Source organism: Bacillus sp. AY3-1 (genome assembly GCF_008368785.1).
In the GTDB taxonomy this organism is placed as follows: Bacteria; Bacillota; Bacilli; order Bacillales; family Bacillaceae_G; genus Bacillus_A; species Bacillus_A wiedmannii.
In genome coordinates this window covers 492,417-517,576 of record NZ_QORZ01000016.1, presented here as the reverse complement: position 1 = coordinate 517,576, position 25,160 = coordinate 492,417, and the positions used below count along the sequence as shown (strand labels likewise).

Here is a 25,160-nt window from a genome sequence, read left to right as displayed (position 1 = left end):
TTTTTTTCGGTGTATATTAAATCTCTTCATGTATTTCAAGTTTATTCATACTTCAGCCATTCCTCTATATGTAACATCAAAATGTCTTTCCTTCTCTAAAGTTATTTTTGAATAATTATTCATAATTCATAAAATCAAAGATTATAAAAAAACCTCGCTCTCATAAAGAGAGCGAGGTTTTTCATCATTTATTATTGACCTTTGTACATTGCTTCTACTTGTTTTTGAAGTTCTTCATTTTCTAAGAACTCATCGTAAGTAGCCTCTTTATCGATTACACCGTTTGGCGTTACTTCGATAATGCGGTTTGCAATTGTTTGTACGAACTGATGGTCATGAGATGTGAATAACATTGTGCCTTTAAATGCGATTAAACCGTTGTTTAATGCAGTGATAGACTCAAGGTCTAAGTGGTTCGTTGGATCGTCAAGTGTGATTACGTTCGCACCACTTAACATCATTTTAGATAGCATACAACGAACTTTTTCGCCTCCAGATAATACAGAAACTTTCTTCTTAACTTCTTCACCTGAGAATAACATACGGCCTAAGAAACCACGTAAGAAGCTTTCTGACTCATCTTGTGGAGAGAATTGGCGTAACCAATCAACTAAGTTGGAGTCACTGTTCTCAAAGTATTTAGAGTTATCTCTTGGGAAGTAAGATTGAGATGTTGTAACGCCCCATTTGAATGAACCGCTATCTGGCTCCATTTCACCCATAAGGATTTTAAATAATGTTGTCATCGCAATATCGTTACGACCGATAAATGCAACTTTATCACCTTTATTTAAAGTGAAGTACACATTATCTAACACTTTTTCACCATCAATTGTTTTAGAAAGACCTTCAACAGTTAATAAGTCATTTCCTATTTCACGCTCAGGTGTAAAGCCAACAAATGGGTAACGACGTGATGATGGTCTAATATCATCTAATGTAATTTTATCTAATAATTTTTTACGAGAAGTTGCTTGTTTCGCTTTAGATGCGTTTGAGCTAAAGCGTGCAATGAAGTTTTGTAACTCTTTTACTTTCTCTTCTTTTTTCTTATTAGCATCTTGTGTTAATTTTAAAGCTAATTGGCTTGACTCATACCAGAAGTCATAGTTACCAACATAAAGTTGAATTTTACCGAAATCAAGATCAGCCATATGCGTACAAACTTTATTTAAGAAGTGACGGTCATGGGATACAACGATTACTGTATTTTCAAAGTTCATTAAGAAGTTTTCTAACCATTGAATCGCTTTTAAGTCCAAGTGGTTGGTAGGCTCATCTAGTAATAGAATGTCAGGTTTACCGAATAATGCTTGAGCAAGTAATACTTTTACTTTCTCTGCCCCAGTTAATTCTGACAATTTCTTATCATGAACATCTTCACCAATACCTAAACCTTTAAGAAGGATTGCAGCTTCTGATTCTGCTTCCCAACCGTTAAGCTCAGCGAACTCACCTTCAAGTTCAGCAGCACGCATACCATCTTCATCACTAAAATCTTCTTTCATGTAAATGGCATTTTTCTCTTGCATTACTTTATAAAGTTGCGTGTGACCCATAATTACTGTTTCTAATACTGGGAACTCTTCATATTCGAAGTGGTTCTGTTTTAACACTGCTAGACGCTCACCTGGCGTAATATGTATATCACCTGTTGATTGTTCAATTTCTCCAGATAAAATCTTTAGAAATGTTGATTTACCCGCACCGTTTGCTCCGATTAAACCGTAGCAGTTACCTGGCGTGAATTTTATGTTAACATCTTCAAACAATTTGCGATCCGCGAAACGCAAACTAACGTTACTTACTGTAATCATTTGTGTCCTCCTACTAATACCGCTTATTTCAGCGTTTTCTCACCGATTGTCTTAAAAAATCGCATATTACGACTCAATTATTGTAGACTATAGCTATTATATAGTAGAAAAGGGATGAATAGCAACGGTTGATTGCTATTCCTTTCTTTTCAAAATTGAATAAAACATTTGTTTTTAATTATATTAAAGTTACATTCACACTTTAAGGATGATTTATTTTGAAGAAAATATTTATAATTGTAGCATTATGTTTATCAATTGCTTCCTTAACTGCATGTAGTAGTAATAACAATGCAAAAACACCTATTGAATCAAAACAAGAGAAAAAAGAATAAAGCACCAGTTTGTGTAAAAAACTATTTCACCATTTGTATTGTTAACTTATCTTTTAACATGGACCTATATGAGTCAATTTCATATTTTGTATTATTGATTTTTTCTTTTTTCATTTTTAACATATCGAATATTTCTAACTCTAAATTCCTTCTAGCTTCAAGAACTTTTATTGCTCCTTCTACACCTGAATGGTTATGTTCTTTCCCATAGCCTTGGTTAGTGTAATAGTCGACAATTCCTGTGGACCATTCTGGAGTTCTTTCTTTTAATGCCTTCCTAAATGAAAATTCAAGATTATCTTGTTCTACATACAATAACATTGGATTTAAATTCTCTATGATTTTTGCAACTTTCATTACATAATTTATTATTTTTTCTTTTTGTTCACCATATTTAATCATCCCAATAGTTAATGGATTTTGTATGAAACAACATTCAAAGATATAAACCTTATTGTCTTCTAGAGCAATTTCAGCAAAGTCATTCCATTTGTCAGCAATTAATTCAACATTTTTATCGAATGATAATTCATATATATCGTTTTTGAAAATATCGTGAAATAATTCGTCCGAAAATTGGTCACCAAACTCATTTTTTATCTTTCTGTATGGTAATAAATAATTGCTTCCTTTTTTTAGAACTCTTTTAAGAAGCACTTCTTTAAAATCTCCACTATTATATAATAATCTATCGAATTCAAATTTATTAAAACAAGATACACCATCATAGTCGACTGGGTGGTTCAAATTCCCCTCTAAAAATAGTTCAACTTCACTTTTATTTTGGCTTAGAATTTCATTTATTAGCTTTGCAGTGGTTGATTTTCCAAATCCAGGTAATCCTTCTACTATTATTAGTTTTGTATTCATAGTTATAAATCCCTTCCTTCAAAGTATTTAACCAAGATTAAAATAATCACTTACTCCACTGCAATCACCCCTTCAAAATATGATATTCACCATTTCCTTTGAAAAATCATTCTTAAAGCAACCTGACCATTAGTTTAAGAACATTTTTTCACAATGTCTATAATTATTTTAACATAAATTTTCCATTTACCTTTTAAAAAAATATAGTCCACCCTTATTTGAGTGAACTATCTAAAGTAAATTATATCTTTTAAATCAAACACTTTGTCAGTAATCCCCAATCGTTGTTGTGCTGGTATTTTTACTGTTTACTTTTTCCCTTCCTTCGTGGTAAATGGCATACTTTTAAAAGGGGATTCTTTTATTTTCTTTTGCTTAATTTCTTTGTATAATCCTTCATTTTACTCGTTAACCCTATTAAAGCAGGTAACAATATTGGCATCACAATGATAGCTAATAGCAACAGTGCAACACCAACAACGGATGCTACTTGTATAAGTGTCAATACACCTGAAGGGATTAATGCAGCAAATGTACCACCTAAAATAAGTGCCGCTGATAATACGACTCCTCCTATGTGACGAGATGCATTTACAATTTTCGTTGCGGGGTCCCCTTCTAGCTCATTGTATCGCATCATTACAAAAATGCTATAATCCACACCTAAAGCGACAATCATAATAAAACTAAAGAATGGTACATTCCAGCTTAATGAATCTACATGTAAAACATGCGTACTAATTTGTTCACTTATACCTAGTGATGCAAAGTACGCTAATATTAGCGATCCAATAATAAAGATTGTATTTAATAATGAACGTGTAATCATGATTAATACGATCGCAATTCCAATTAACATAATTGTAGCTGTACGTAAGAAATCTTGGCCTGTTACTTCTTTTAAATCAACGTTTCTAGCTGTTGTGCCGCCGATTGCTTTTTTCACCGATTTTAATTCTGTACCATTTAACGTACCGTCTATCGTTTTATTAATTTCTTCAATGATTGGCATCGCTTCTTTTGAATATGGATTTACGTCTAAAATGATTGTCATTTTAGCAGTCTTTCTATCATGTGACATGTACGTATTCAATGATTTTTGGAAATCTTTTCCCTCTAAAATTTCTTTTGGAATATAAAATTTCTCAGAGCTTTTTGATTCATTTAGTTCTCCTAAATACTTCTGAGCATCCCCTAGGCCGTTACTTACCTTTTCAAGCCCCTCTGTACTTTGAGATAATCCTGATTGTAATTGCCCCATCTGTTCTTGCAAGTCTTTCAGCCCAGTTAATAGCTGGCCTTGCCCATCATTTATTTTTGTTAATCCGGTTTGTAACTCTGATGACTTGTTCGCAATTTGTTTTGAACCTGAAGCACCTTCATTTAATCCATTTTTAAGATCAGCTGCCCCTTTTTGTAATTTAATAACTCCATTGCTCATTTCTTTTAAGCCGTTATCCACTTTCGATAACGATTGATTCGCTTCTTTAAATGACCCCATAGCTGCTTTATGCTGCGTCGCTAATTCATTTAATTCTTTTGATAGTATACTTAATTGCTTTTGAGCCTCTTTAGCAATTCCTATCGTTTGCAGTATGTTCGGATCATTTGCTAAATCTGGTTTCGTTTGAATGAAATTGGTCATTAACATTTCGATTTGTTCGTATCCTTTTTTCGCACCATCAATCGCTTGAGAAATGCTTCCGAAGTATTGATTGTAAGCACTTAAACCTTTTTCTAACTGTGCATAGCCAGCATGAAGCTGTGACGTTGCATTAGATAGGACATTTATATTTTCATTTACTGAAGTTAACCCACTCTCAATTTGCTGCGCACCTTGTGCTCCATTGTTTATACCACTTGATAGTTGATTTAAAGCTGTTCCTAATGCTGACACACCATTTTCCGCCTCGTTCGTTCCATCAATTAACTTTTGAACATTTGCGAGGCCGTCTGACTCATTACCACCCATTTTATTTTTAGCATCCGTTAAACCATCATTGATTTCTTTTATGCCACCATTGGCATCTCCTAAACCTGTATTCAATTCTCCCGCTTGTTTATTTATATATAGTTCTTTTATCCTTTCACCGGTTGGACGCGTCGGTGAATATACTTCTGAAACACCTTTCACTTTCAAAATCTTATTAGTTAGTTCGTCTAAAGTTTGCAACGAACTCGCCTCATCTAACTTGTTATCCGATTGAATGACTAACGTACTTGGTGAAGAAAAACCTGGTGGAAAATGCTCTTCTATTACGTTAATCCCCATTTTCGACTCATATTTATTATCTACTTCAAATAAATCATTGTAATTTAGTGTGTTAGAGTATTTCATTACGAAAGGAATCGATATCACGCATACAATAATTAAAGCTACAAATGGTCTTGCTACTGAGTTTTTCGCAAGAAATCCCCATAATCGACTGTCTTCATGACCTTTAAATGTTTTAACTGGATAAAACATTCCTTTTCCTAAAAGCACCATGAAAAACGGATTTAAAGTGGTTAAAACGAGTAGTAATACTAAAACACCAATTGCTACGGCTGAAGTAGATTGATATAATTTAAAACTCGCTAAAGCAAGAGATGCAAAACCAATTAGTACTGCTATCCCGCTATATAAAACGGTTTTCCCTGCTGATTTGAAAGTTTCTTTCGTAGCCAAAAATGCATTTTCTTGTTTACTTAATTCTTCTTTAAATCTTGTATATAATAAAATGTTATAGTCTGTTCCAACCCCAAACAGGACAACGACTACAAACACTTGTGTAAAGTTAGAAAACGGAAAATTAAATTGATCTACTAAATGGGCAATAATCCCCATTGAAACTAAATATGATACACCAACAGTAAGAAGGGAAACAATTGGAACAATTGGTGAACGAAATACAATGATTAATACAACTAGAATGAAAATGATAGAAATAACTTCCGTCTTCTTCACTCCCTCTTGAGAGGAAGTAAGAAAATCACCCGCTATTAAATCACTTCCTGTTAAGTACGTTTTAACACCCTTCGTTTGCACTTTTTTATGAAGTCCATTCGCAACTTTTGATATTTCACCATTTTTTTTATTTACAGAGATTTGCGTTAAAATGGTCGTATTGTCTTTAGATATCAACTTTTTTTCCAAATCTTTATTATCTAAATGTGAAACAACTTCCTTAATTCCTAATTGCTCTTTTTCATTTTGTAAAGCATTGATTGTTTTTATTATCTCCTCTTTTTGCTCAGTTGTTAAAGCTGTTTTACTTCCACTATTAAAAACAGCTATAATTTCATACTTTTCAGTCCCGTCTTTATCCATCTCTTTTATCATTTTGTCAGCTATACTACTTTGTTCTGTATTAGGAATCGTAATGTGCCCTTTTTCTTTCACTAATTTATCCATATTTGGCATCGTTACGATCATTGCAATAGTAATAACTATCCATAATAGAAAAGATAAACTTCTCCAATTTTTCAGCTTACTCATTTTAATCATCTCCCGTTTTGAAAATTAAAAGGGAATGAACGTTCATTCCTATCATTCTATTACATTATTTTTTAAACTTTATTAGACTACCTTTACCGGAATGAATGTTCATTCCTATTGTTACACAAATATCCTCTCCTACTCTCATGTTTTAAATCTATCCAGGAATGAATATTCATTCCTATACTTATTAGCTATAGAATCAAATGATTCTAATAGCGTTCCAAGAACTTTCTTCCAATTCTTTTACTAATTCTTTTGAGTATTCTAATTGCCCTGTTGCAATTACCTTCGTTAGTTTTTCTAGCGGTTGATATACAATAATAATTAAAGCAACTGGAGGCAATGGACGAAGAAAACCTTTTGCGATTCCATCTTCAATAATATTCATAAAGAAGCCTATAAAATCTTCAAATATTTTCTTACTTTGTTCATCAAGAAAATAACTATCGCAGTGAGAATTAGTAAACAAAAAAGCATCCACGTTGTTTCTCGCAAATTCAAATAAACGGTTGTACGTATGACTAAACTGTTCACGAATATTTGCTTCAACAGGAAAATCCGTTTTTATCATTTCAGAAAGCTCTAACATACTTTTTGAAAATAATGAGTTAACAAGCGCCTCTTTATTTTCAAAGTAGCGATAAATAGTACCCGCACCGACCTTTGCTTTTTCAGCGATCATTGGAATTGTCGTACCATCGTAACCACGCTCTGCGAAAAGTTGTATCGCAGCATCAAAAATATCCTCTTGTTTATTTTTAGCCATTTTTTCCACCTCTATTTTCAGGAATGAAAATTCATTCCGTTTTCAATTATAAATTACATGGATTAAAAGTCAAGTGCGTGACCAGTATCGTTTCGTTTTTAATCCCTTGTTTGTGAAAAAATTATATCAGCGATTTTCAAGATATATCGACTTACCGACAAAAACTGACAATATAATTTGAGCCGTCCCAAAATTTTATTTGGGACAGCTCAATTTCCTATTTATAACTTAAAAGAAATCATAAATAAATGCTTTACGTACTGGAACTATATTCTCAAACGCTCGTATTTCCTCTTCACTTCCGCTAATTAATTCTAGTTCATTAAGTTCTAACGGACGTTTGTATCCAAACATTATTGTAGATAGTGCATTTATATCTAGCCTAATTCCTTTATCCTTTATTTCTTCTTCTATAATTGTTATTTCATGATTTGCAAGGCTCACTGTAACGTTATTCCACGGTGCAAATGAATCTATAATATGTAAAATCACTTCTTGCTGTGCATTGTTCCAATTCAACTCATATTGTTTTAAGAACTGCTCCACATCTACAATTCTGCCCATAAAATATGGTTTTATTTCTGCTTTCACGCGTGGCTCTTTTAGTGTATATAATAACGGTTCATTTTCACTTACTGTCATTTCAAATTCTTTAATCATAGAATCATGCTGACAAATAAAGTTCCACAGACCATTTCGCGCTTCATTATGCAGTGGAACAAATTCTTCTACTGTCATTTTATAGTTTTCTATTTTATATAGCATGTAGCCAGCTGCCGTTTTATTTTTATCGTAATAAACCGCTAATGTTAAATCATCATAAACAGCTTGTAACCACCATTTTTCATCGCGAACTAGCATACCGGAAAAACGTTCTGCAAATGTTTCATAAATCTTTTCGACCTCTTCTGGGTGATTTTCTTTATTGAAACGTTTTACAGTACCATTTACTTGTTTTTTCATAACTAAATCACTCTTTGTCATATGACATACAAAGAGATTCGCACAAAGTTCCCAGCCGTATTTACGGTAAAATGAAACTGCAAATGGATGTAGCATTGATACTGTATATCCGTCATTTTTCATGGTTTGAAGTGAGTGTTGAAGCAATTCTTTTACATACCCGCTTCTTCTATACTCTGGATACGTCGCTACCCCTGCAACGCCTCCCATTTTAAATTTTTCTTTGCCTATGTATATATGAAACGGAATAAGATGCAGTTTTGCTGCTAAATCTTTCCCTTCCATAATACCGTATATTTCATGACTTTCTTTCATCTTTGTAAGTTGTTGTTGCAATCGTTCCTCATCAACTTTATATTGAAAAGCATATTCCGATAAGCGTAATGCTTCTCTAAATATATCTTCTTTTAATCGTATAACGTTCATATATTTCTCCTCCATTCCTTGTTTGAATTGTACCATAATTCTCAATATTCCAGTGCGGTGAATGAAATTATATGGACTTAACGACACGAATCCAATATAAAAAGCAGATACATCCCGTATCTGCTTTTTATTACTTTATTTGGCTAATTTTTGAAGTTCTTCGAAGAATGTAGGATATGATACGCCTACTGCTTCTGCGTCTTCAATTGTTGTTTTTCCTTCTGCTAGACAGCCGGCAATTGCAAGCATCATTCCGATGCGGTGATCACCGTAACTATTTACTGTATTGCCTTTTAGTGCTGATTTCCCGTAAATAATCATTCCGTCATCAGTTGCTTCTATGCGCGCTCCTAGTTTCGTTAACTCCGCAACGACTGTATCAATACGGTTCGTTTCTTTTACTTTTAATTCGTGCGCATCTTTAATTACTGTAATTCCTTCTGCTTGCGTTGCCGCTAAGGCGATAACAGGAATTTCATCGATTAATCTTGGGATAATATCTCCGCCAATTTCGATTCCTTTTAATGAAGATGTTTCAATTGTAATATTTGCAGCTGGTTCTGATGCTCCTTCGTTAATTGGCTCTACAGTAAAAGTAGCACCCATTTTCTCTAAAACATCAATAATACCTGTACGAGTTGGGTTCATTCCTACATTTTGTAATACTAGTTTACTATTTGGAATAATTGCACCTGCTACTAAGAAAAATGCTGCTGATGATACGTCACCTGGTACTTGAACGTCTGTCGCTGTTAACTTCTGTCCACCTGCAAGTTTCACTGTTTTTCCCTCGCGAGTTACGTTAACACCAAATGCTTCAAGCATTCTTTCCGTATGATCACGCGAAATATGTGGTTCTGTAACAGCTGTTACACCTTCTGCACGAAGACCTGCAAGTAAAATAGCTGACTTTACTTGCGCACTTGCTACAGGTGAAGTGTATTCAATTGCTTTTAAATCTCCACCACGTATTGTTAACGGTGTAAACGTCCCTTCTTCGCGGCCATCAATGTTTGCACCCATTTGTTTTAATGGATTTGTAACACGTTTCATCGGTCTTTTTGCGATAGATGCATCACCTTGTACGCAAGAGAAAAATGGTGTATTTGCCAAAATTCCTGACATTAAACGTATTGTTGTACCAGAATTACCAACATCTAATACAGCTTTCGGTTCTTGTAAGCCTTCTAATCCTTTACCAACTACAGTGACTTCATCACCATTTTGCACGATTTCTACTCCCATTTCTTTAAAGCAAGAAATTGTACTTAAACAGTCTGCACCGGGCAAGAAACCTTTAATTGTTGTTTTTCCTTCTGCAATCGCGCCGAACATGACAGCGCGGTGTGAAATGGATTTATCTCCTGGAATTGTAATAATACCATTTAATCCGTTATTAACAGGTTCTATTGTTCTTTCCTTCATGTTTTCACCTTCTCATTTAAATTGTTTCATAAGTTTGGTATTTTTCTTCTCTAAGCGCTAGCTTTGCTTTCATACGATCTTCTTCTCTTTGGAAGCTAATACGTAATACCCCAAGCAACCCTTCACGTGCTTCTAATATTTGCAAGTTCGTAATACTAATTTCTTCACGTGCCAAAATACTCGTAATATGAGCCAATGCCCCTACTTTATCTAAAACATCGACGTATAAGTCGTGATAGGCAGGAATTGCCCCTCTCTTTCGTACTGGTAAAGAGTCACGGTATTCTTTCGCGTCTGCAAAATAGTTTTGAATCTCGCCTGCATCTCCGGTAGAAACTGTATCATATAAATCTTCCATTTCAGAGATCCACTCTTTTAATAATACCATTAAATGCTCGCGATTTTGCTTAACAATATCACTCCACATTTTTGGGCTACTAGATGCGATACGTGTAATGTCTTTAAACCCTCCGGCAGCTAATTGATGAATGAGCGGATTATCTCCTGCATGTTTCTCCACTTGCTTTACTAATCCAGCTGCGATAAGATGCGGAAAATGACTAACGATCCCTGTTACATAATCATGTTCCTCCGTATTTAGAACGAGAAAATGAGACCCTGTTCCTTGTAACCAACGCTTTAGTTCTTCCACATGTTCATTTGGCACATGATTCATCGGCGTTAAAATATAAAATGCATTTTCAAATAAATGTGCTTTTGCACTTTCAACTCCCGTTTTATGAGAACCTGCCATCGGATGTCCACCAATAAAAGAAACTTCCTTTGAAAATAAAGCTTCCGCTTCATTCATGATCGTCCCTTTTGTACTACCAACATCTGTTACAATAACATCTTCTCGTAAATGAAATGACGCTAATTTGTGTAATAACTTCTTCGTTTCTTCAACTGGAGAAGCAAACACAATTAAATGCGCCTCTTCACATGCATGCTGTAAATCTACTGCTACTTCATCTACTACATGTAATTCTTTTGCACGCTCTACTTGTTCTTGAAATATATCATAACCTGTTATCGTTACATCGTGCTCTTTCTTAATTGCTAATGCGAGAGAGCCTCCGATTAAACCAGTTCCAATTAAAACTACCTTTTTACGCATTTTCCTCATCTCGAGACTTTCTTTTTTTATTTTCAAAGTGTTGTTTTAACACTGAAATCACCCCTTCATTTTGCTCCCTTGTTCCGACTGTAATACGGACACCATTTGGGAACGGACGAATAATAAATCCTGCGTGTGCACAAGCTTCATAAATCTCCCCAGCATTCTCAACTGGCAAGAAGATGAAATTTGTTTGCGATGGATAAAACGGAATTTCATTTTCCTTACAAAAGCTTTCGTATTGTTGTAATCCCTCTGTATTCACACGAACTATTTCCTCAATAAACTCGTCATCACCAAAAGCAATCGTCGCTGCTTTTTGCGCTAATGAAGATACGTTAAATGGCAAACGTACGACATTTAATTTCTTGATTAGCTCTTCCTGTCCAATTGCATATCCAACGCGGAAAGAAGCTAATCCGTACGCTTTAGAAAATGTTCTAAGTACAAGAATGTTTTTATGTTTTTCTAAAAGCGGTAATGTCTCTGGGAAATCCTTTGCTGTTACGTATTCATAGTACGCTTCATCAATGACAATTAACGTATTTTCACTAATACCTTCAATAAATTGAGTCAATTTTCGATCATTCACATATGTGCCTGTCGGGTTGTTCGGATTACAAATCCATACGATTTTCGTATTATTATTTATTGCTGACGAAATTTCGTCTAAATCGTATACACCGTTATTTAAAGGGATTTCTTTCACTTCACAACCTTCAATAATTGCATGATGACGGTACTGCGGGAATGTTGCACCAGCCGTTACGATGTTATCTCCTGCTCTAAGTACTGCACGGCTTATTATTTGAATGACTTCATCTAAACCACTACCGCAAAGTATTTGTTCCATTTGAACATGTAACTTCTTTGCAATTGTTTGACGAAGCGCTATAGCACCTCCGTCAGGATATAAAGCATGTTCCAACCACGATTTTTGCAACTCATCTAAAACACGTGGTGAGCAGCCGAATGGATTTTCATTTGATGCTAATTTCACAAATAAATGATCTCCGTACACTTCTTTCATTTGTTCAGGTGATTTACCTGGTTTATATGGTTGTAATGATGATAGTTGATCTTTTACTTGCATGTTAAAACCACCTTTTTATTAAAATTCTTTTGCGTATTTATTATGTTGCGTAATGTTTTGCTGAATTAAATCCATACGATCTTTTCCGAATTGTTCGACTAGTGCATGTGCAAGTTCCCATGCTATAACAGATTCAGCTACTACACCTGCTGCTGGTACTGCACAACTATCAGATCTTTCAATACTCGCTTGGAATGCTTCTTTCGTATCAATGTCAACACTTGCTAACGGTTTGTATAATGTAGGTATTGGCTTCATAACACCTCTTACGACAATTGGCATTCCTGTTGTCATACCGCCTTCTAAACCGCCGGCATTATTCGTTTTTCTCGTGTATCCATTTTCTTCATCCCATAATATTTCATCGTGTACTTTACTTCCTGGCTGTCTTGCTGCTTCAAAACCAACACCAATTTCAGCACCTTTAAATGCATTAATACTCATAATTGCACCAGCAAGTTTTGCATCTAATTTACGATCGTAATGAACGTAACTACCAACACCAATTGGCATACCTTCTGCAATGACTTCAACAATACCGCCGATTGAATCCCCACTACTTTTAGCGTTATCTATCGCATCCATCATCTCTTGTTCTACTTCTTTATCTAAACATCGAACTGGTGAATTTTCAGTAATCGTTTGAATTTCTTCTATTGGTAAGTTTGAAATTCGTTTCGCTTGTACCCCACCAATTTCAAGAACATGCCCTGCAATTTCTACGCCTAATTCTTTCAAAATTTGTTTCGCAACTGCACCAGCAGCTACACGAACTGTCGTTTCTCTTGCAGATGAGCGCTCTAATACGTTTCTTATATCACGATGTCCATATTTAATTGCACCGTTTAAATCTGCATGTCCTGGACGTGGTTTTGTAATTGTACGTTTCATATCTTTACTTTCTTTTTCCGAAATTGGCTCTGCACCCATTACTTTCGTCCAATGTTTGAAATCATCATTTTTAACGATTAACGTTATTGGTGAGCCAAGTGTCATCCCATGACGAACACCACTTACAATTTCAACTGTATCAGTTTCTATTTGCATGCGTCTTCCGCGTCCGTGCCCTTTTTGTCTTCTTAATAATTCTTTATTAATATGTTCCGATGTTAATGTTAAACCTGCTGGTACACCTTCTAAAATAACTGTTAACTGCGGTCCATGTGATTCTCCAGCTGTAATGTATCTCATTTCTCTTGCCCCTTTACTATTTTTTTGTACAAAAAAGTCCCTACTGAGCGCTCAGTAGGGACGATATTTATCGCGGTACCACCCTAGTTGTAGACAACTATCGTCTACCTCTCTTCTTCTGTAACGATCGTTTGACCGTCTTTCCCTCCAAAAGTTGGCGGAAAAGATGCTCCAAGGCTGTAATTCATGCTTATCTTTGTACTGATTCACACCGACCATCAGCTCTCTTTAACAGTGAGATAAGCACTACTGTTTCCTCTTCAGCGCATATATGATATGGAATTAAGATAGTTTATTTTTGAAACCTTTTAACTCATCCATGAATCTATGGAATTCCGGAATATCCATTTGTTGTGCAGAATCTGATAATGCAACCGCTGGGTCTGGGTGTACTTCAGCCATTACTGCATCTGCGCCAATTGCAAGTGCTGCTTTCGCTGTTGGTAATAATAAATCTCTGCGTCCAGTTGAATGCGTTACGTCAACGATTACTGGTAAATGTGTTTCTTTCTTTAAAATCGGTACTGCTGAAATGTCTAATGTGTTACGTGTCGCTCTTTCGTATGTGCGGATACCACGCTCACATAGAATAATTTGGTCATTACCTTGTGCAATGATGTACTCAGCTGCGTTAATGAACTCATCAATTGTTGCTGCTAATCCACGTTTTAATAATACTGGCTTGTTAACTTTACCTACAGCTCGTAATAAATCGAAGTTTTGCATGTTACGTGCACCGACTTGAATTACATCAACGTAGTCTAGCGCCATTTCAACATCGTTCGGATTTAAGATTTCACTAATGATTGCTAAGTCGAACTCATCTGCTACTTGGCGTAAAATTTGTAATCCTTCTACTCCTAAACCTTGGAAATCGTATGGAGATGTTCTTGGTTTGAAAGCACCACCGCGCATTAATTTTAAACCTTGGTCTTTCATCGCTTGCCCTACTTGGCGAACTTGCTCTAAGCTTTCTACCGCACAAGGTCCCATGATGAACGTTTGTGTTCCGTTTCCAATCAATTCACCTTTTACATTAACGATTGTATTTTCTTGTTTCTTTTTACGTGATACTAGTAATGCTTTACGGTTATCATCTTCTTGTAATTCTAAGCTAGCTTTGAAGATTGTTTTGAAAATGTGTTGAACTGTTGACGTTTCGAATGGTCCTTCGTTATGCTCTGCGATCATATCAAGTACTTCACGCTCACGTACTGGATCAAAACGTTTCGTACCTTGTACTTGCTTTTGCTCCCCAATTTTTTGAACGATTTCACCACGTTTGTTTAAAAGGTGTAATAGTTGTAAGTTAATTTCATCTACCTGTTTACGTAATTGATCTAATTCATGATTTGCCATTTGGAAATCCTCCTCTAATGTTTTAAAAGTATAGTAAGAGAATGAAAAATTCTCTATTTTCTGAACTGATAAATTATACAAAATTTAAGTGGAATCGATACCTCTTCTTATTTTAAACGAATACTTACTATAAGGACACTATCAACACCCACTTTTTTGTACAAAAAATCCCTACTGATTCAATCAGTAGGGACGATATTTATCGCGGTACCACCCTAGTTGTAGACTTATTTCGTCTACCTCTCTTCATTGTTAACGATCATCTGACCGTCTTTCCCTTCATAAAGACAATACTATCTTTACTACGAAAAAGATGCTCTAGGACTGTAATTCGCTCTTGTTTTTGTACTGGTTCGCACCAACCACCAGCTCTCTGTTACAGGGAAACAACAACTACTGCTTTTCCTTTCAACGCATATATATTTAATTTTCAAGTTAGACCACTAAAATACAAAAAGTCCCTACTGAATAAATCAGTAGGGACGATATTTATCGCGGTACCACCCTAGTTGTAGACTAACTTTCCGTCTACCTCTCTTCACTGTTAACGATCAATTGACCGCTTTTTCTTCATAAAGACAATACTATCTTTACTACGAAAAAGATGCTCCAAGACTGTAATTCATGATTATCCCTGTACTGGTTCACACCAACCACCAGCTCTCTGTTACAGTAAGACTAACCACTACTGTGATCTCTTCATTGCACTTTGTTTATTCAAATGTTTTTGAAATTGAATAAGTATGATTCGTATTATAGAACGCTTTTCAAAACACTGTCAACAACTTTTTATATTTTTTTTAAAATTCCACTTCCGCCCTACATTTCTTCTTGTAAATTCTCCATAACAATTCCGATGCGAATTATCTCATTATCTATTGCATTTAATACATATTTTTCTACTCCATACTGGATTAATATTTCTTTTATTTGAATGATTTCAGTTTCAAGTAAATCGGCTTCTTGAAGCGTTTGTAGTAAAGTGAAAAATACATTTGCATACAATTCTTTATACATTTTTATACTCTCTGTCTTTTCAAGTATTTCATTAAACAACTGTTTTAACTCCGTTTGATTCCCTTTTCCAACCAAACCTGAAAATGTTTTTATTATAGATAATCCTCTTTCTACTATTTCATCCATAAATAAAATAATACGCAAAAGCATTACATATTCTCTAGCTGTGATTTCACCCATTTTCGGTCGCTCTCGCAAAAATACACTGAGCCAAGATGCCCAAAATTTTTGTTGTTCTTTTGCACTTAACGTTTTGACGTAATAGCATAAAAACTGCATAAATTTAATTTTATTTTCTTCATTTTCTTGTATAAGTAACGGGTATAACCAATCTGTTTTTTGCTCCCAATACAGTACACATTTAATAAATACAAAACTGAGCCATTTCAAGAAAGCTTCCCTCGTATGCGGATGTAATACTTCCAAATGTTCTACTGCATACTTAATAAATCGTTTCATTTCTGTAAATAAAGGTAAATTGATTTGCGTGTAACATAAGCCTGCCCATGCATATTTCGTAATCTCATTTTCTTTCTTTAAATCTAAGCATGGCAACAAATATTTTCGGCACCATTGCTTCTCAATATGATAAAGAAATGTAACATCTGCTACTAAACGAGCTAACATAAAATTTGTCCGTTCTTTACTAACTCTTACTTGTTCTTCAAATAAAAATAAATATTCATATACATTACGATCGTATAAATGATCATATGATAGCAGTTTTAATAATACAGCTGTCATTTTTCCAACAGGATGCTGGATCGATTCATTGTAAAAGTCTTGTTTTCCAAGCTTAAAATCTGTATCACTTTTCATTACTTGAGGGAATACCGAAAAAGCAAAACGTTTCACACTGCGTATACTATTTTCCTCTAACTCTTCTAATCGATTACTAATTTCATATAGAAAGCTACTAATTAACCAATGAAAAGCAGTATTTCTAACAAATTTCTGTAATAGCGGAATTACTTTTTGGATTTGTTCATTTGTCAATCCTCGGTTATTTCGCCACTCTCTAATACAAACAAACCATACTTCATTACTTATTTCTTGCATACCAACTAATTGATAGGCAAATGAAATACTCCATTCTGTATTCAACTTACATGCTTTCGATAACATCTCTAAAAAATGGCGTTGTTCAAAAACACCATCTTGAGAAAATTGACGAACTTGCTTCATAATTTCATCGTCTTTCAACTGCAATAATCCATCAGCAGTTACATTACAAGTAATACTTTGATCTGCCGTCTCTTTCTTTTGTAAACTATATCGATCAGAATGAAAGTGAGGATGTTTTTGCTTCATTAACTCATAACCTTTTGCTGTAGATGGACTATTCGAATCACAAGTGAATAATAAATCTAAAACTAAACAAGCATCAAATGCTCTCTCCTCTGCAAGGTCCTTCAATACAATTTGAATAACCTCTTCCTTTGTTTTTTCCAAAGAGAGTGCGAAATGATTTTTTATAAGTTGAAAAACTTCGTGTTTATACGTGACATCTAAAAAAAGTCCTTCCTGTAACAACCATTTCATTTTGGCATCAGCGCTAACGAATCTATTTTTATTCATCGCATCAATTGCAATTCGGTTCTGAAGCATGCTGTTTGCTTCTATCATTTCTGTAATATAATAATTTGCTTTTTTTTCATTATTTTCACACAAATAAGCTAAACACTCTTTTACAATTTGAATTAAAAATGCAAGATCATTTTGCTGAAACTCTTTTTCAACATTTTCCTTATCCTTTTTTTTCAGTGCCGTTTGTCGTAGTGATAACATTCGCATCTTCTCTATTCCCATCATCATAATTGGTACGGCGTAATAGGAAATATGAGGTTTCATCTTCTCATTCCAAATTTGCTCCACATAAGAAAATGTAGACACTGGTAAACGACTCGATTCCTCAAGTTCTATTGATTCTTGCGTATCATTTCCCCATTTTCTTTCCCGCTTCAATTTCAGTTTTCCGTCCAAAATAAACGTTAGTAATAATAAAGCAATTTCTTTATGCTCAGGAAAAGAACATTTTTGCAGTAAGCAAGAAATTTTTTCAATAGATTTACTATCTTTTTCAGCTGTTTCTAATAAAAGAAGTGTCCATCTTGCAAACAACAACGGGTCCATTTTAATTTTCGTTTCGTTTAAGTAGCTACAAATTGTTCTCCATAATAACGGAGATATTTTAGAATGATTTTTAAAAATTAATTGAAATAATTCTTTTTGATGACTAAAAAGAAATTGTTCCACCAACCATTCTGCAAGTAATTCATCTACCTCATTATCGTTTGATGTAACTAAAAATAAATTTTGTAATTTCCCTTCTGCTTCAAGCCATTCCACCCATTCATAATCATGAGCAAATTCAACAAAGTAGCGGACTGTTTCAATTTTTTTTATGGATTGTTTTATGTATGATAATTGTTCCTGCTCTACTGACGGTGGAACTGTTACTATGTCACGAATTCGCATTCGTTTTGTAATATAATTATCTCCCATTAATTCTGCCCATCGCTTCACTGCTTTAACAAGAGATTGATGATTATTACCTTTATTCGGGTATACAATCGGCCGTATTCCTAAATGCTCCCAATGGTACGTATTTTCCCCTTGTGCAACAAATGCATAACGCCTTGTACTTGGCGGTAAACCAGTAGCCAAATATTTCATTACTGGGTCATTATGGCTATATCCAACGAATAAAACAGTATAATTCGAGAATAAATCAACTAAAAACCTTCTTGCCCAGCCTTCGGTCAAGTAAGCCCTTCCAAAATCACCATCTGTTAAAATTAAAGCTTCTTTCTCTTGTTCTATATTGCCATGTATGTAAGCGAGTCCTTTAAACGCTCTACCTGTAGGTAACGCAGGTGCGTAATATACGTTTAATTCTCTATTCATTTCTTTCATCGCAGTTGTAAAATGCCGATCAAAATTTGTCGTGACAATGCGGACTTCCGTATCTAAAGGAAACAACCTCGGAATCGCATAATGAAGCGGATTCGGCTTTGATTTTTCAATATGAACTAAATCTCTTGCAACTTGATGTATATCTTTTGTTTTCGCAATTTTACCAAGATAATAATCATGTGGTTCTGTTATTTCACGTGTTTCTACATATAACGTTTTCGCAATCTCATCAACTAGATCATCAAAATTCGGTAAGTTTGATTTCCCTTTCATAGAAACTCCCGCTCCAACAAATAGTACTAACTTTCCTTGTTCAAGATGATCAATTAACTCCTCTGGAATTTCTACTTCTGAAGTAATCCACATCATGGATTCCCCCTTACCTAAAAATGTCATATACTCTCATTTTACTATAACATTTTTTCTTTATTTTTTTAATATTTAGCCAAAAAATGAACATGAAAAAGTTTTATGTAAATATATTCGTTACAATGTATGAACTCCTAAATTTATTGTAAAACTATGTATAAATCGGAGGTGTAAATATTGAATGGTTTTACTGTAGTACTTATCAAATTTATATCGTGCATTATCGCATTTAGTATTGGACTCGCTTTATTTTTCCCTGCAACGTTCGTCCAAATTATTTCATTTAGTCTCTTTGTTACAATCGTTTCCTATATGTTCGTCGATAAAATCATATTAAACCGAATAGGTAATACCGGTGCCATTATGTCGGATTTCTTACTAACGTATTTAAGCGTATGGATTTTCGGTAATATTTTATTAGACAATTACATGCAAATTGCATGGGGGAGTTTCCTTTCCGCTACTGTCTTTACATTATCTGAAGTAATCGTTCATCGCTTCTCTCACTCACACACAAGGCACAACAATGATAACATTCATATTAATCGCCGCTTTGCATATGGTACGGAATTTGCTGAAGAGCAGAATGTTTTGGATAAAGATAAGAAGAAGTAACATTTTGATGCAGGAGCGCCTCTTTTAATTATGTGGTGCTCCTTTTTCATAATTTCATTATGGTACGTGAAATTATATCGACGATTATTTCAATATATCGACTTATCGAAATGATTTCTTCTAATAAAAAACTGCCTCTTATTTAGAGACAGTTTCTTTCAAATCTTTTAATGCAACAACATTAGCAAATGCTCCAAACACTACATTATGATGCTTCACAATGTCTTCCGCACGTAACACTTTTGCATTAAACGTACTATGTGCATCACTCACTAACGTTACTTTATACCCTTCACTAAACGCTCTTCGCGTTGTCGTATCCACACAGTACTCTGTTTGCATTCCTGAAATGATAACATGTTCAATTTCTTTTTCTTGTAGCACTTCATTTAAGTTTGTTTTATGAAATGAATCTGGCGTCGTCTTTTCAACGATACGATCCCCTTTTTGTGGAGCAATCGCCTCATGCACTTTCCAGCCCTCTGTACCTTTTTCTAACGGATGATCTTTTGGCCCGTTATGTTGTACATAAATAACTGGAATATCATTTGAACGACATTCCCCAATAAGCTCTTGCAATATTTCTAAAAACTTCTCCCCATTATGTACTGGCATTCCTGCTGTATACATACCTGCTTGCACATCAATTACTAGTAATGCTTTTTTCATTTCGCGCAGCTCCCTTTGTTTGTATTCTATCATCCAACAATCTTCTAATTTCCCCTCATGCAGCTCATGTTCCTTTAATATCTTCACTTTTTTAAAGCCGCATTTTTCATAACATTTTATCGCACGTTCATTATTTACTTTCGGATCCATTGCGATTGCTTCTGCTCCCGTGTTCTCCATAATATATGTAATTGCTGCCTGAACGAGTTTCGTTCCAATTCCTTTTCCCCAATAAGTCGGCTCTCCGATAAATTGATCCATTCCCCATACATTTTGTGATTCTTCATAGCCATATAATGTTTTCCACTCAGAATCAATTGGGTACATTTGTATGTAACCAATTGGAACGGCATCAAACGCTATTAAACATCTTTTTTCATGACTATTTGGATTATGTATAAAATGATTCAGTACCATTTCTACAGATTGCGGATTATCGCGTCCTTCGTAATACCGCAAGACTTCTGGGTCTGTTAACCATTTTGAAATGATTGGTGCATCCTCTTCTATTACGTATCTAATCGATATATTATCTTTTTGAAATAGCATATAGTACCTCTTTTTAATTATTTATATTTTTTCTTGTTGTGAAATCTTTCATTGCACCTATTAGTGCGTAAGGTAACAATGTAATCGCAAAAAATGCTGTAAACACATTAAAATGAGGAATTTCATATGGAGTGAACCATTCCGTGAAAAATTCAGAATGTAAAATTCTATTTAAAAACTCTCCACTTGGCTTAAAATTTGGTGCCCATCCTATAATCTCACAAATAATAAATAGTAATTGAACAATTATAAATGCCCCTAGATAGCGAAACCATGTCCGTTTCCAAATCGGCTGCGCCTTATTTAATTCATGTTCCATCTAGCTCCCACCTTTTTATTTCCATCCTATTAATTATACACTTTCCATGGTTTATTTGTTAAAATTTTCTATATAATCATTCATGCTGGGGGAATTAATTATGTCTAATCCTATACATAAATCAACATTAATCATTCTTAGAGGAAACTCCGCAAGTGGTAAAACAACAATCGCAAAGCAACTACAAGAATATTTCGGACGTGGTACACTTTTAGTATCACAAGATGTTGTACGTAGAGATATGCTTAGAGTACATGATACGATGGGAAATTTATCACATGATTTACTATTTGAAATTACAAAGTATGGAAAAGGAAAATGTGAGTTTGTTATTTTAGAAGGCATTTTAAACAGTCGTAGATACGGTGATATGCTGACAGAATTAATACATTTTTTTGAAGGAAACGCCTACACATATTACTTTGATTTATCATTAAAAGAAACGATTCGACGACATAATACAAGGGACAAACGATATGAATTTGGTGAGGGTTCCCTACAAAAATGGTATAATCCGCACGATACAATTGAAGTTGCTCGAGAAACTATTTTTACAGATACCTTCACGCAAAAAGATATATTTAATGCGATTCTTACTGATGTTGCGATACAAAAATAAAAGCCAGTCTCAATAAAGAGAACTGACTTCTATCTAGATAACTTTATTTATTAAAGAATTTTAACTTTAACAGTTTGTCTTCCCCAATTCATAGCTTTACTTTTTGAGCCCATTAAAACATCAATACGATTTCCTTTAATAGCACTTCCAGTATCACCAGCAATTGCTTCGCCATAACCTTCTACCCATACTTTAGATCCTAATGGGATTACTTTCGGATCTACTGCGATAATTCTCATATTCGGATTAGCCGTTAAATCATGCCCCATCGCAGTTAAAACACGTCCACCATATGTACCATTTTCACTTGGATCAGCAGTATATGCTGTCGCAACTACCGTTAATTCACGTTTAGCAGACTGTATGTTATTTTTAGACTCTTCTCTTGCTTTTGCTTCTTCCTTAGCCTTTGCTATTTCTCTTGCTTTCTCTTCTTCTTTTGATTTTGCTATTTCCTTTGCTTTCTCTTCTTCTTTAGCCTTTGCTATTTCCCTTGCTTTCTCTTCTTCTTTAGCCTTTGCTATTTCTCTTGCTTTCTCTTCTTCTTTAGCCTTTGCTATTTCTCTTGCTTCGGTCTCTTCCTTAGCTTTTGCTTCTTCTTTAGGCTTTACTACTTCTTGTACTTTCACTTCTTCTTTAGGCTTTACTACTTCTTGTACTTTCACTTCTTCTTTAGGCTTTACTACTTCTTGTACTTTCATTTCTTCTTTAGGCTTTACTACTTCTTGTACCTTCACTTCTTCTTTAGGCTTTACTACTTCTTGTACCTTCACTTCTTCCTTAGGCTTTACTACTTCTTGTATTTTCACTTCTTCCTTAGGCTTTACTACTTCTTGTACTTTCACTTCTTCTTTAGGCTTTGTTACATTTTGTACTTTCGCTTCTTCCTTAGGCTTTGCTATCTTTTGTGCTTTAACTTCTTCCTTAGCTTTAGCTGTTTTGTGTACTTTCGCTACTTGCTTCGTTTTCTCTTTAGCTGTTTTTTCAACTGGTGCTGTACTTGATAGGAAAGAAACATTAACATAAGCTGTTTTTCCTTTATACTCAAATTGTAACCAACCGTCTTTTACTTGATGCGTTGATTCAATTACATCATTTGTTTTTAGTCTGCCAAGTATTTCTGATTCTGTACTTGCATCAGAACGGACATTTAACAAATTCGCTGTTACATAATACACATCTTTTGTAAACTCCGCACTTACAAACACTTCTTTACCATTTAAATCAATTTTGGACCATCCTTCTTCCGTATGTATAACCTTTAACTTTTCTCCTTCTTTTACTTTTTTGACAACTTTTGATTCAGTAGTCGGTTTTTCACGTACGTTGAGTACATCTGCTGTTACGATTGTTTCTGCGGTAGCAGTTGTAGTAAATGCTCCCAATCCAAAAACAGTTGCTGTTGCTGCGCCAATTATTTTTTTCATATTAGCCTCCATTATTTTTTTTGAATTCTATCAAATACTTCCATAAAATTAGGAAAGCATTTGTAACAGTATATTAATACGACTTAATATACTGCTATTAAAAATCCTTACTCCAATACTATCAAATTCTCATTTTTAATTCTATATATTATAAAGTGAAACTTTAATCAGTGGGGGTTTTGTTCATCCCCCAATGATTATTAGTTGAACCAATCGGACGTTTACGGACAGTTGATCTCCCACCTAACTTCTTTGCTCCAACTGAATTTTGAGGTGGGAGTTTTACTGTCCGTTAACGCGGGATAAATCTCACTATCTTCTATAAACTCTTCATACTAAATAGTTGTCACAATTCCTGCCAAAAACAAACTTACGATTGCTAAAAATTTTGTGCCGATTATGGCCCCTCTTAAATGAAACTTATAATTTTTATATCCCTTCATGCCTTCTGTACTAGGAATAACAACAAATTCCGGGGTAATCCAGCAAAAGATTAGCCAATCAATTATAAACAAATCTACTAAATTGAAAATCATTAAAATACCAAAAGTATGTAAATAGGCATCAACATATAATAATTTTTCATGTTTATGTAGTATATATGTAGAAACGACAGGCGTACCGAAAAGAATAGCATTATATGCAATATTAAAGTAGATTGTTTGCTTTTTTTCATGAATCGATTTTGGAAAAACTACCTTTTGAATATCTTTCGGATATTCAGTTAACGAAAGACGAGGATTATAATATAAAGATCCTAAAATCATTACAGATAGTACAATAGACATAATGACACCAACGTACATCATTTGCTCAAATGGATTCATATGCTTCATTCACCTTTTTCTTTAATTACTATGCTTCTCCTTTACTTAATTACATATTGTATGCTCACAAATAACCAAAAATTAATAACACCTTTAACACCCAATCAAAATTCTTGCAATGCAAAAACAATTTTTATAAAGTGAAAGCCAAATTAGTTAAGTAAGGATTGGTGAAAACTATGAAAATAGAACATATTGCAATATGGGTAAATGATTTAGAATTAATGCGTTCTTTTTATACAAAGTACTTTAATGGTAAAGCGAACTCTTTATATCATAATAAAGCAAAACAATTTGAATCTTATTTTATTACGTTCGAATCTGGTGCAAGACTTGAAATTATGCGTAAAAAAGGTATAGAAAAAGAGCCTAACCCCAACATAACTGGCTATGCTCATATGGCTTTCTCTGTCGGTAGTGAAGAACGTGTAAATGAATTAACTACAACATTGAAAAATGATGGTTATCCTTTATTAAATGGACCACGTTTCACTGGAGATGGCTATTACGAAAGTGTGATAAGCGATCCTGAAGGTAATCAAATTGAAATTACGATTTAATTTATCTTTTTTCTGAAGAACAAATGAAAATTAGTTTGGAGGAATATTATACAAAAGCTAAATTTGAAGAAACAGATTTTAATTTATATTTCCAACTCGTATTCAATAAAGAAGTAATGGCGCAAATTACCGAACGCGCTATTCCGTTAGATGAAGCGAAAAATGACTTTACAAGGCTGGTAAAGCGCAATGAAAATCATCAACTATTCGGCTCTTATAAAGTATATGATTCTATTACAAATGAGTATATCAATCTTGGACATGTTACGGTAAACGAGGATAATGTTAAAGAGGCTGAAATTGGTTATATGATTTTGCCAGAGCACTGGGGAAAAAGATATGGATTCCCTAAGGAGATTTTGAGTATAATTATTTAACTATATAAAAAAGAAATGCTGCTTTTGAACTAAAAGTAGCATTTCTTTACATA

Annotated in this window: 18 protein-coding genes, 2 pseudogenes and 3 other annotated features; of the genes and pseudogenes, 4 read left to right on the top strand and 16 right to left on the bottom strand. The window is 34.3% G+C overall.

The window, feature by feature from the left end; translation table 11 throughout:
• Positions 1-191: 191 nt before the first annotated feature.
• The 11 genes from DN389_RS13910 to DN389_RS13860 form a co-directional block, all read right to left on the bottom strand.
• Positions 192-1,817, bottom strand: coding sequence for an ABC-F family ATP-binding cassette domain-containing protein (locus DN389_RS13910; RefSeq protein WP_000633870.1), 1,626 nt, complete (start codon positions 1,815-1,817; stop codon positions 192-194).
• Positions 1,818-2,173: 356 nt separating this feature from the next.
• Complete coding sequence (locus DN389_RS13905) at positions 2,174-3,022, bottom strand: P-loop NTPase family protein (RefSeq protein WP_149237284.1); 849 nt, start codon at positions 3,020-3,022, stop codon at positions 2,174-2,176.
• 361 nt (positions 3,023-3,383) lie between these two features.
• Entirely contained in the window at positions 3,384-6,500 is a 3,117-nt protein-coding gene (locus tag DN389_RS13900; RefSeq protein ID WP_149237283.1) for an MMPL family transporter, read from the bottom strand.
• Between the two features lie 202 nt (positions 6,501-6,702).
• Positions 6,703-7,269, bottom strand: coding sequence for a TetR/AcrR family transcriptional regulator (locus DN389_RS13895; protein ID WP_075307558.1), 567 nt, complete (start codon positions 7,267-7,269; stop codon positions 6,703-6,705).
• A 228-nt stretch (positions 7,270-7,497) separates the two neighbouring features.
• The gene (locus DN389_RS13890) at positions 7,498-8,658 is read right to left on the bottom strand and encodes a GNAT family N-acetyltransferase (protein WP_149237282.1); all 1,161 of its coding nucleotides are present in this window, start codon (positions 8,656-8,658) and stop codon (positions 7,498-7,500) included.
• Positions 8,659-8,793: 135 nt separating this feature from the next.
• Positions 8,794-10,083, bottom strand: a complete 1,290-nt coding sequence (aroA, locus tag DN389_RS13885; protein ID WP_000664597.1) for a 3-phosphoshikimate 1-carboxyvinyltransferase — start codon at positions 10,081-10,083, stop codon at positions 8,794-8,796.
• Positions 10,084-10,099: 16 nt separating this feature from the next.
• Positions 10,100-11,200 carry a prephenate dehydrogenase gene (gene tyrA / locus DN389_RS13880; protein ID WP_001228146.1) on the bottom strand — a complete coding sequence of 367 codons (1,101 nt, stop codon included), beginning with the start codon at positions 11,198-11,200 and terminating at the stop codon, positions 10,100-10,102.
• Positions 11,193-12,293, bottom strand: coding sequence for a histidinol-phosphate transaminase (hisC, locus tag DN389_RS13875; RefSeq protein ID WP_149237281.1), 1,101 nt, complete (start codon positions 12,291-12,293; stop codon positions 11,193-11,195). Before hisC ends, tyrA begins: the two co-directional genes overlap by 8 nt.
• A gap of 18 nt (positions 12,294-12,311) precedes the next feature.
• Positions 12,312-13,484, bottom strand: coding sequence for a chorismate synthase (aroC, locus tag DN389_RS13870; protein WP_061673330.1), 1,173 nt, complete (start codon positions 13,482-13,484; stop codon positions 12,312-12,314).
• Between the two features lie 53 nt (positions 13,485-13,537).
• Positions 13,538-13,757 (bottom strand) — a binding site (T-box leader).
• A 9-nt stretch (positions 13,758-13,766) separates the two neighbouring features.
• Positions 13,767-14,843, bottom strand: a complete 1,077-nt coding sequence (locus DN389_RS13865; protein ID WP_001273578.1) for a bifunctional 3-deoxy-7-phosphoheptulonate synthase/chorismate mutase — start codon at positions 14,841-14,843, stop codon at positions 13,767-13,769.
• Between the two features lie 185 nt (positions 14,844-15,028).
• Positions 15,029-15,264 (bottom strand) — a binding site (T-box leader).
• Between the two features lie 54 nt (positions 15,265-15,318).
• Positions 15,319-15,555, bottom strand: a binding site (T-box leader).
• Positions 15,556-15,662: 107 nt separating this feature from the next.
• Positions 15,663-19,142, bottom strand: a complete 3,480-nt coding sequence (locus DN389_RS13860; RefSeq protein WP_255450687.1) for a DUF4020 domain-containing protein — start codon at positions 19,140-19,142, stop codon at positions 15,663-15,665.
• A 180-nt stretch (positions 19,143-19,322) separates the two neighbouring features.
• Between DN389_RS13860 and DN389_RS13855 the strand changes: the two genes are divergently transcribed.
• Positions 19,323-19,760 carry a YndM family protein gene (locus DN389_RS13855; RefSeq protein WP_060487163.1) on the top strand — a complete coding sequence of 146 codons (438 nt, stop codon included), beginning with the start codon at positions 19,323-19,325 and terminating at the stop codon, positions 19,758-19,760.
• Between the two features lie 138 nt (positions 19,761-19,898).
• Here the strand turns inward: DN389_RS13855 and DN389_RS28800 are convergent, their stop codons facing one another.
• The 3 genes and pseudogenes from DN389_RS28800 to DN389_RS13840 form a co-directional block, all read right to left on the bottom strand.
• The gene (locus DN389_RS28800; RefSeq protein ID WP_254981352.1) at positions 19,899-20,429 is read right to left on the bottom strand and encodes a cysteine hydrolase family protein; all 531 of its coding nucleotides are present in this window, start codon (positions 20,427-20,429) and stop codon (positions 19,899-19,901) included.
• Positions 20,430-20,444: 15 nt separating this feature from the next.
• A pseudogene (locus DN389_RS28795) lies at positions 20,445-20,978 on the bottom strand (GNAT family N-acetyltransferase); the annotation flags it as partial.
• 13 nt (positions 20,979-20,991) lie between these two features.
• Positions 20,992-21,297: a YfzA family protein gene (locus tag DN389_RS13840; protein WP_149237278.1), complete on the bottom strand. Its 306-nt coding sequence runs from the start codon at positions 21,295-21,297 to the stop codon at positions 20,992-20,994.
• Positions 21,298-21,397: 100 nt separating this feature from the next.
• Here DN389_RS13840 and DN389_RS13835 point away from each other — a divergent pair, with 100 nt between their 5' ends.
• Complete coding sequence (locus DN389_RS13835) at positions 21,398-21,916, top strand: kinase (protein WP_149237277.1); 519 nt, start codon at positions 21,398-21,400, stop codon at positions 21,914-21,916.
• 50 nt (positions 21,917-21,966) lie between these two features.
• Here the strand turns inward: DN389_RS13835 and entB are convergent, their stop codons facing one another.
• Together entB and DN389_RS13825 are read right to left on the bottom strand one after the other, a co-directional pair.
• On the bottom strand, positions 21,967-23,343 hold the full coding sequence (gene entB, locus DN389_RS13830; RefSeq protein ID WP_149237276.1) for a cell wall-binding protein EntB: 1,377 nt from the start codon (positions 23,341-23,343) through the stop codon (positions 21,967-21,969).
• A 335-nt stretch (positions 23,344-23,678) separates the two neighbouring features.
• Entirely contained in the window at positions 23,679-24,170 is a 492-nt protein-coding gene (locus tag DN389_RS13825) for a nitroreductase (protein WP_149237275.1), read from the bottom strand.
• Positions 24,171-24,349: 179 nt separating this feature from the next.
• Here DN389_RS13825 and DN389_RS13820 point away from each other — a divergent pair, with 179 nt between their 5' ends.
• Both DN389_RS13820 and DN389_RS13815 read left to right on the top strand, forming a co-directional pair.
• On the top strand, positions 24,350-24,730 hold the full coding sequence (locus tag DN389_RS13820) for a VOC family protein (protein ID WP_060487169.1): 381 nt from the start codon (positions 24,350-24,352) through the stop codon (positions 24,728-24,730).
• A gap of 23 nt (positions 24,731-24,753) precedes the next feature.
• A pseudogene (locus DN389_RS13815) lies at positions 24,754-25,098 on the top strand (GNAT family N-acetyltransferase); the annotation flags it as partial.
• Positions 25,099-25,160 lie beyond the last annotated feature (62 nt).

Bases quoted from the DNA above. Each gene is read 5' to 3' on its own strand.
- DN389_RS13910 (WP_000633870.1), bottom strand. From the start codon at position 1,817: ATGATTACAGTAAGTAACGTTAGTTTGCGTTTCGCGGATCGCAAATTG.
- DN389_RS13905 (WP_149237284.1), bottom strand. From the start codon at position 3,022: ATGAATACAAAACTAATAATAGTAGAAGGATTACCTGGATTTGGAAAA.
- DN389_RS13900 (WP_149237283.1), bottom strand. From the start codon at position 6,500: ATGAGTAAGCTGAAAAATTGGAGAAGTTTATCTTTTCTATTATGGATA.
- DN389_RS13895 (WP_075307558.1), bottom strand. From the start codon at position 7,269: ATGGCTAAAAATAAACAAGAGGATATTTTTGATGCTGCGATACAACTT.
- DN389_RS13890 (WP_149237282.1), bottom strand. From the start codon at position 8,658: ATGAACGTTATACGATTAAAAGAAGATATATTTAGAGAAGCATTACGC.
- aroA (WP_000664597.1), bottom strand. From the start codon at position 10,083: ATGAAGGAAAGAACAATAGAACCTGTTAATAACGGATTAAATGGTATT.
- tyrA (WP_001228146.1), bottom strand. From the start codon at position 11,200: ATGCGTAAAAAGGTAGTTTTAATTGGAACTGGTTTAATCGGAGGCTCT.
- hisC (WP_149237281.1), bottom strand. From the start codon at position 12,293: ATGCAAGTAAAAGATCAACTATCATCATTACAACCATATAAACCAGGT.
- aroC (WP_061673330.1), bottom strand. From the start codon at position 13,484: ATGAGATACATTACAGCTGGAGAATCACATGGACCGCAGTTAACAGTT.
- DN389_RS13865 (WP_001273578.1), bottom strand. From the start codon at position 14,843: ATGGCAAATCATGAATTAGATCAATTACGTAAACAGGTAGATGAAATT.
- DN389_RS13860 (WP_255450687.1), bottom strand. From the start codon at position 19,142: ATGTGGATTACTTCAGAAGTAGAAATTCCAGAGGAGTTAATTGATCAT.
- DN389_RS28800 (WP_254981352.1), bottom strand. From the start codon at position 20,429: ATGAAAAAAGCATTACTAGTAATTGATGTGCAAGCAGGTATGTATACA.
- DN389_RS13840 (WP_149237278.1), bottom strand. From the start codon at position 21,297: ATGGAACATGAATTAAATAAGGCGCAGCCGATTTGGAAACGGACATGG.
- DN389_RS13835 (WP_149237277.1), top strand. From the start codon at position 21,398: ATGTCTAATCCTATACATAAATCAACATTAATCATTCTTAGAGGAAAC.
- entB (WP_149237276.1), bottom strand. From the start codon at position 23,343: ATGAAAAAAATAATTGGCGCAGCAACAGCAACTGTTTTTGGATTGGGA.
- DN389_RS13825 (WP_149237275.1), bottom strand. From the start codon at position 24,170: ATGAATCCATTTGAGCAAATGATGTACGTTGGTGTCATTATGTCTATT.
- DN389_RS13820 (WP_060487169.1), top strand. From the start codon at position 24,350: ATGAAAATAGAACATATTGCAATATGGGTAAATGATTTAGAATTAATG.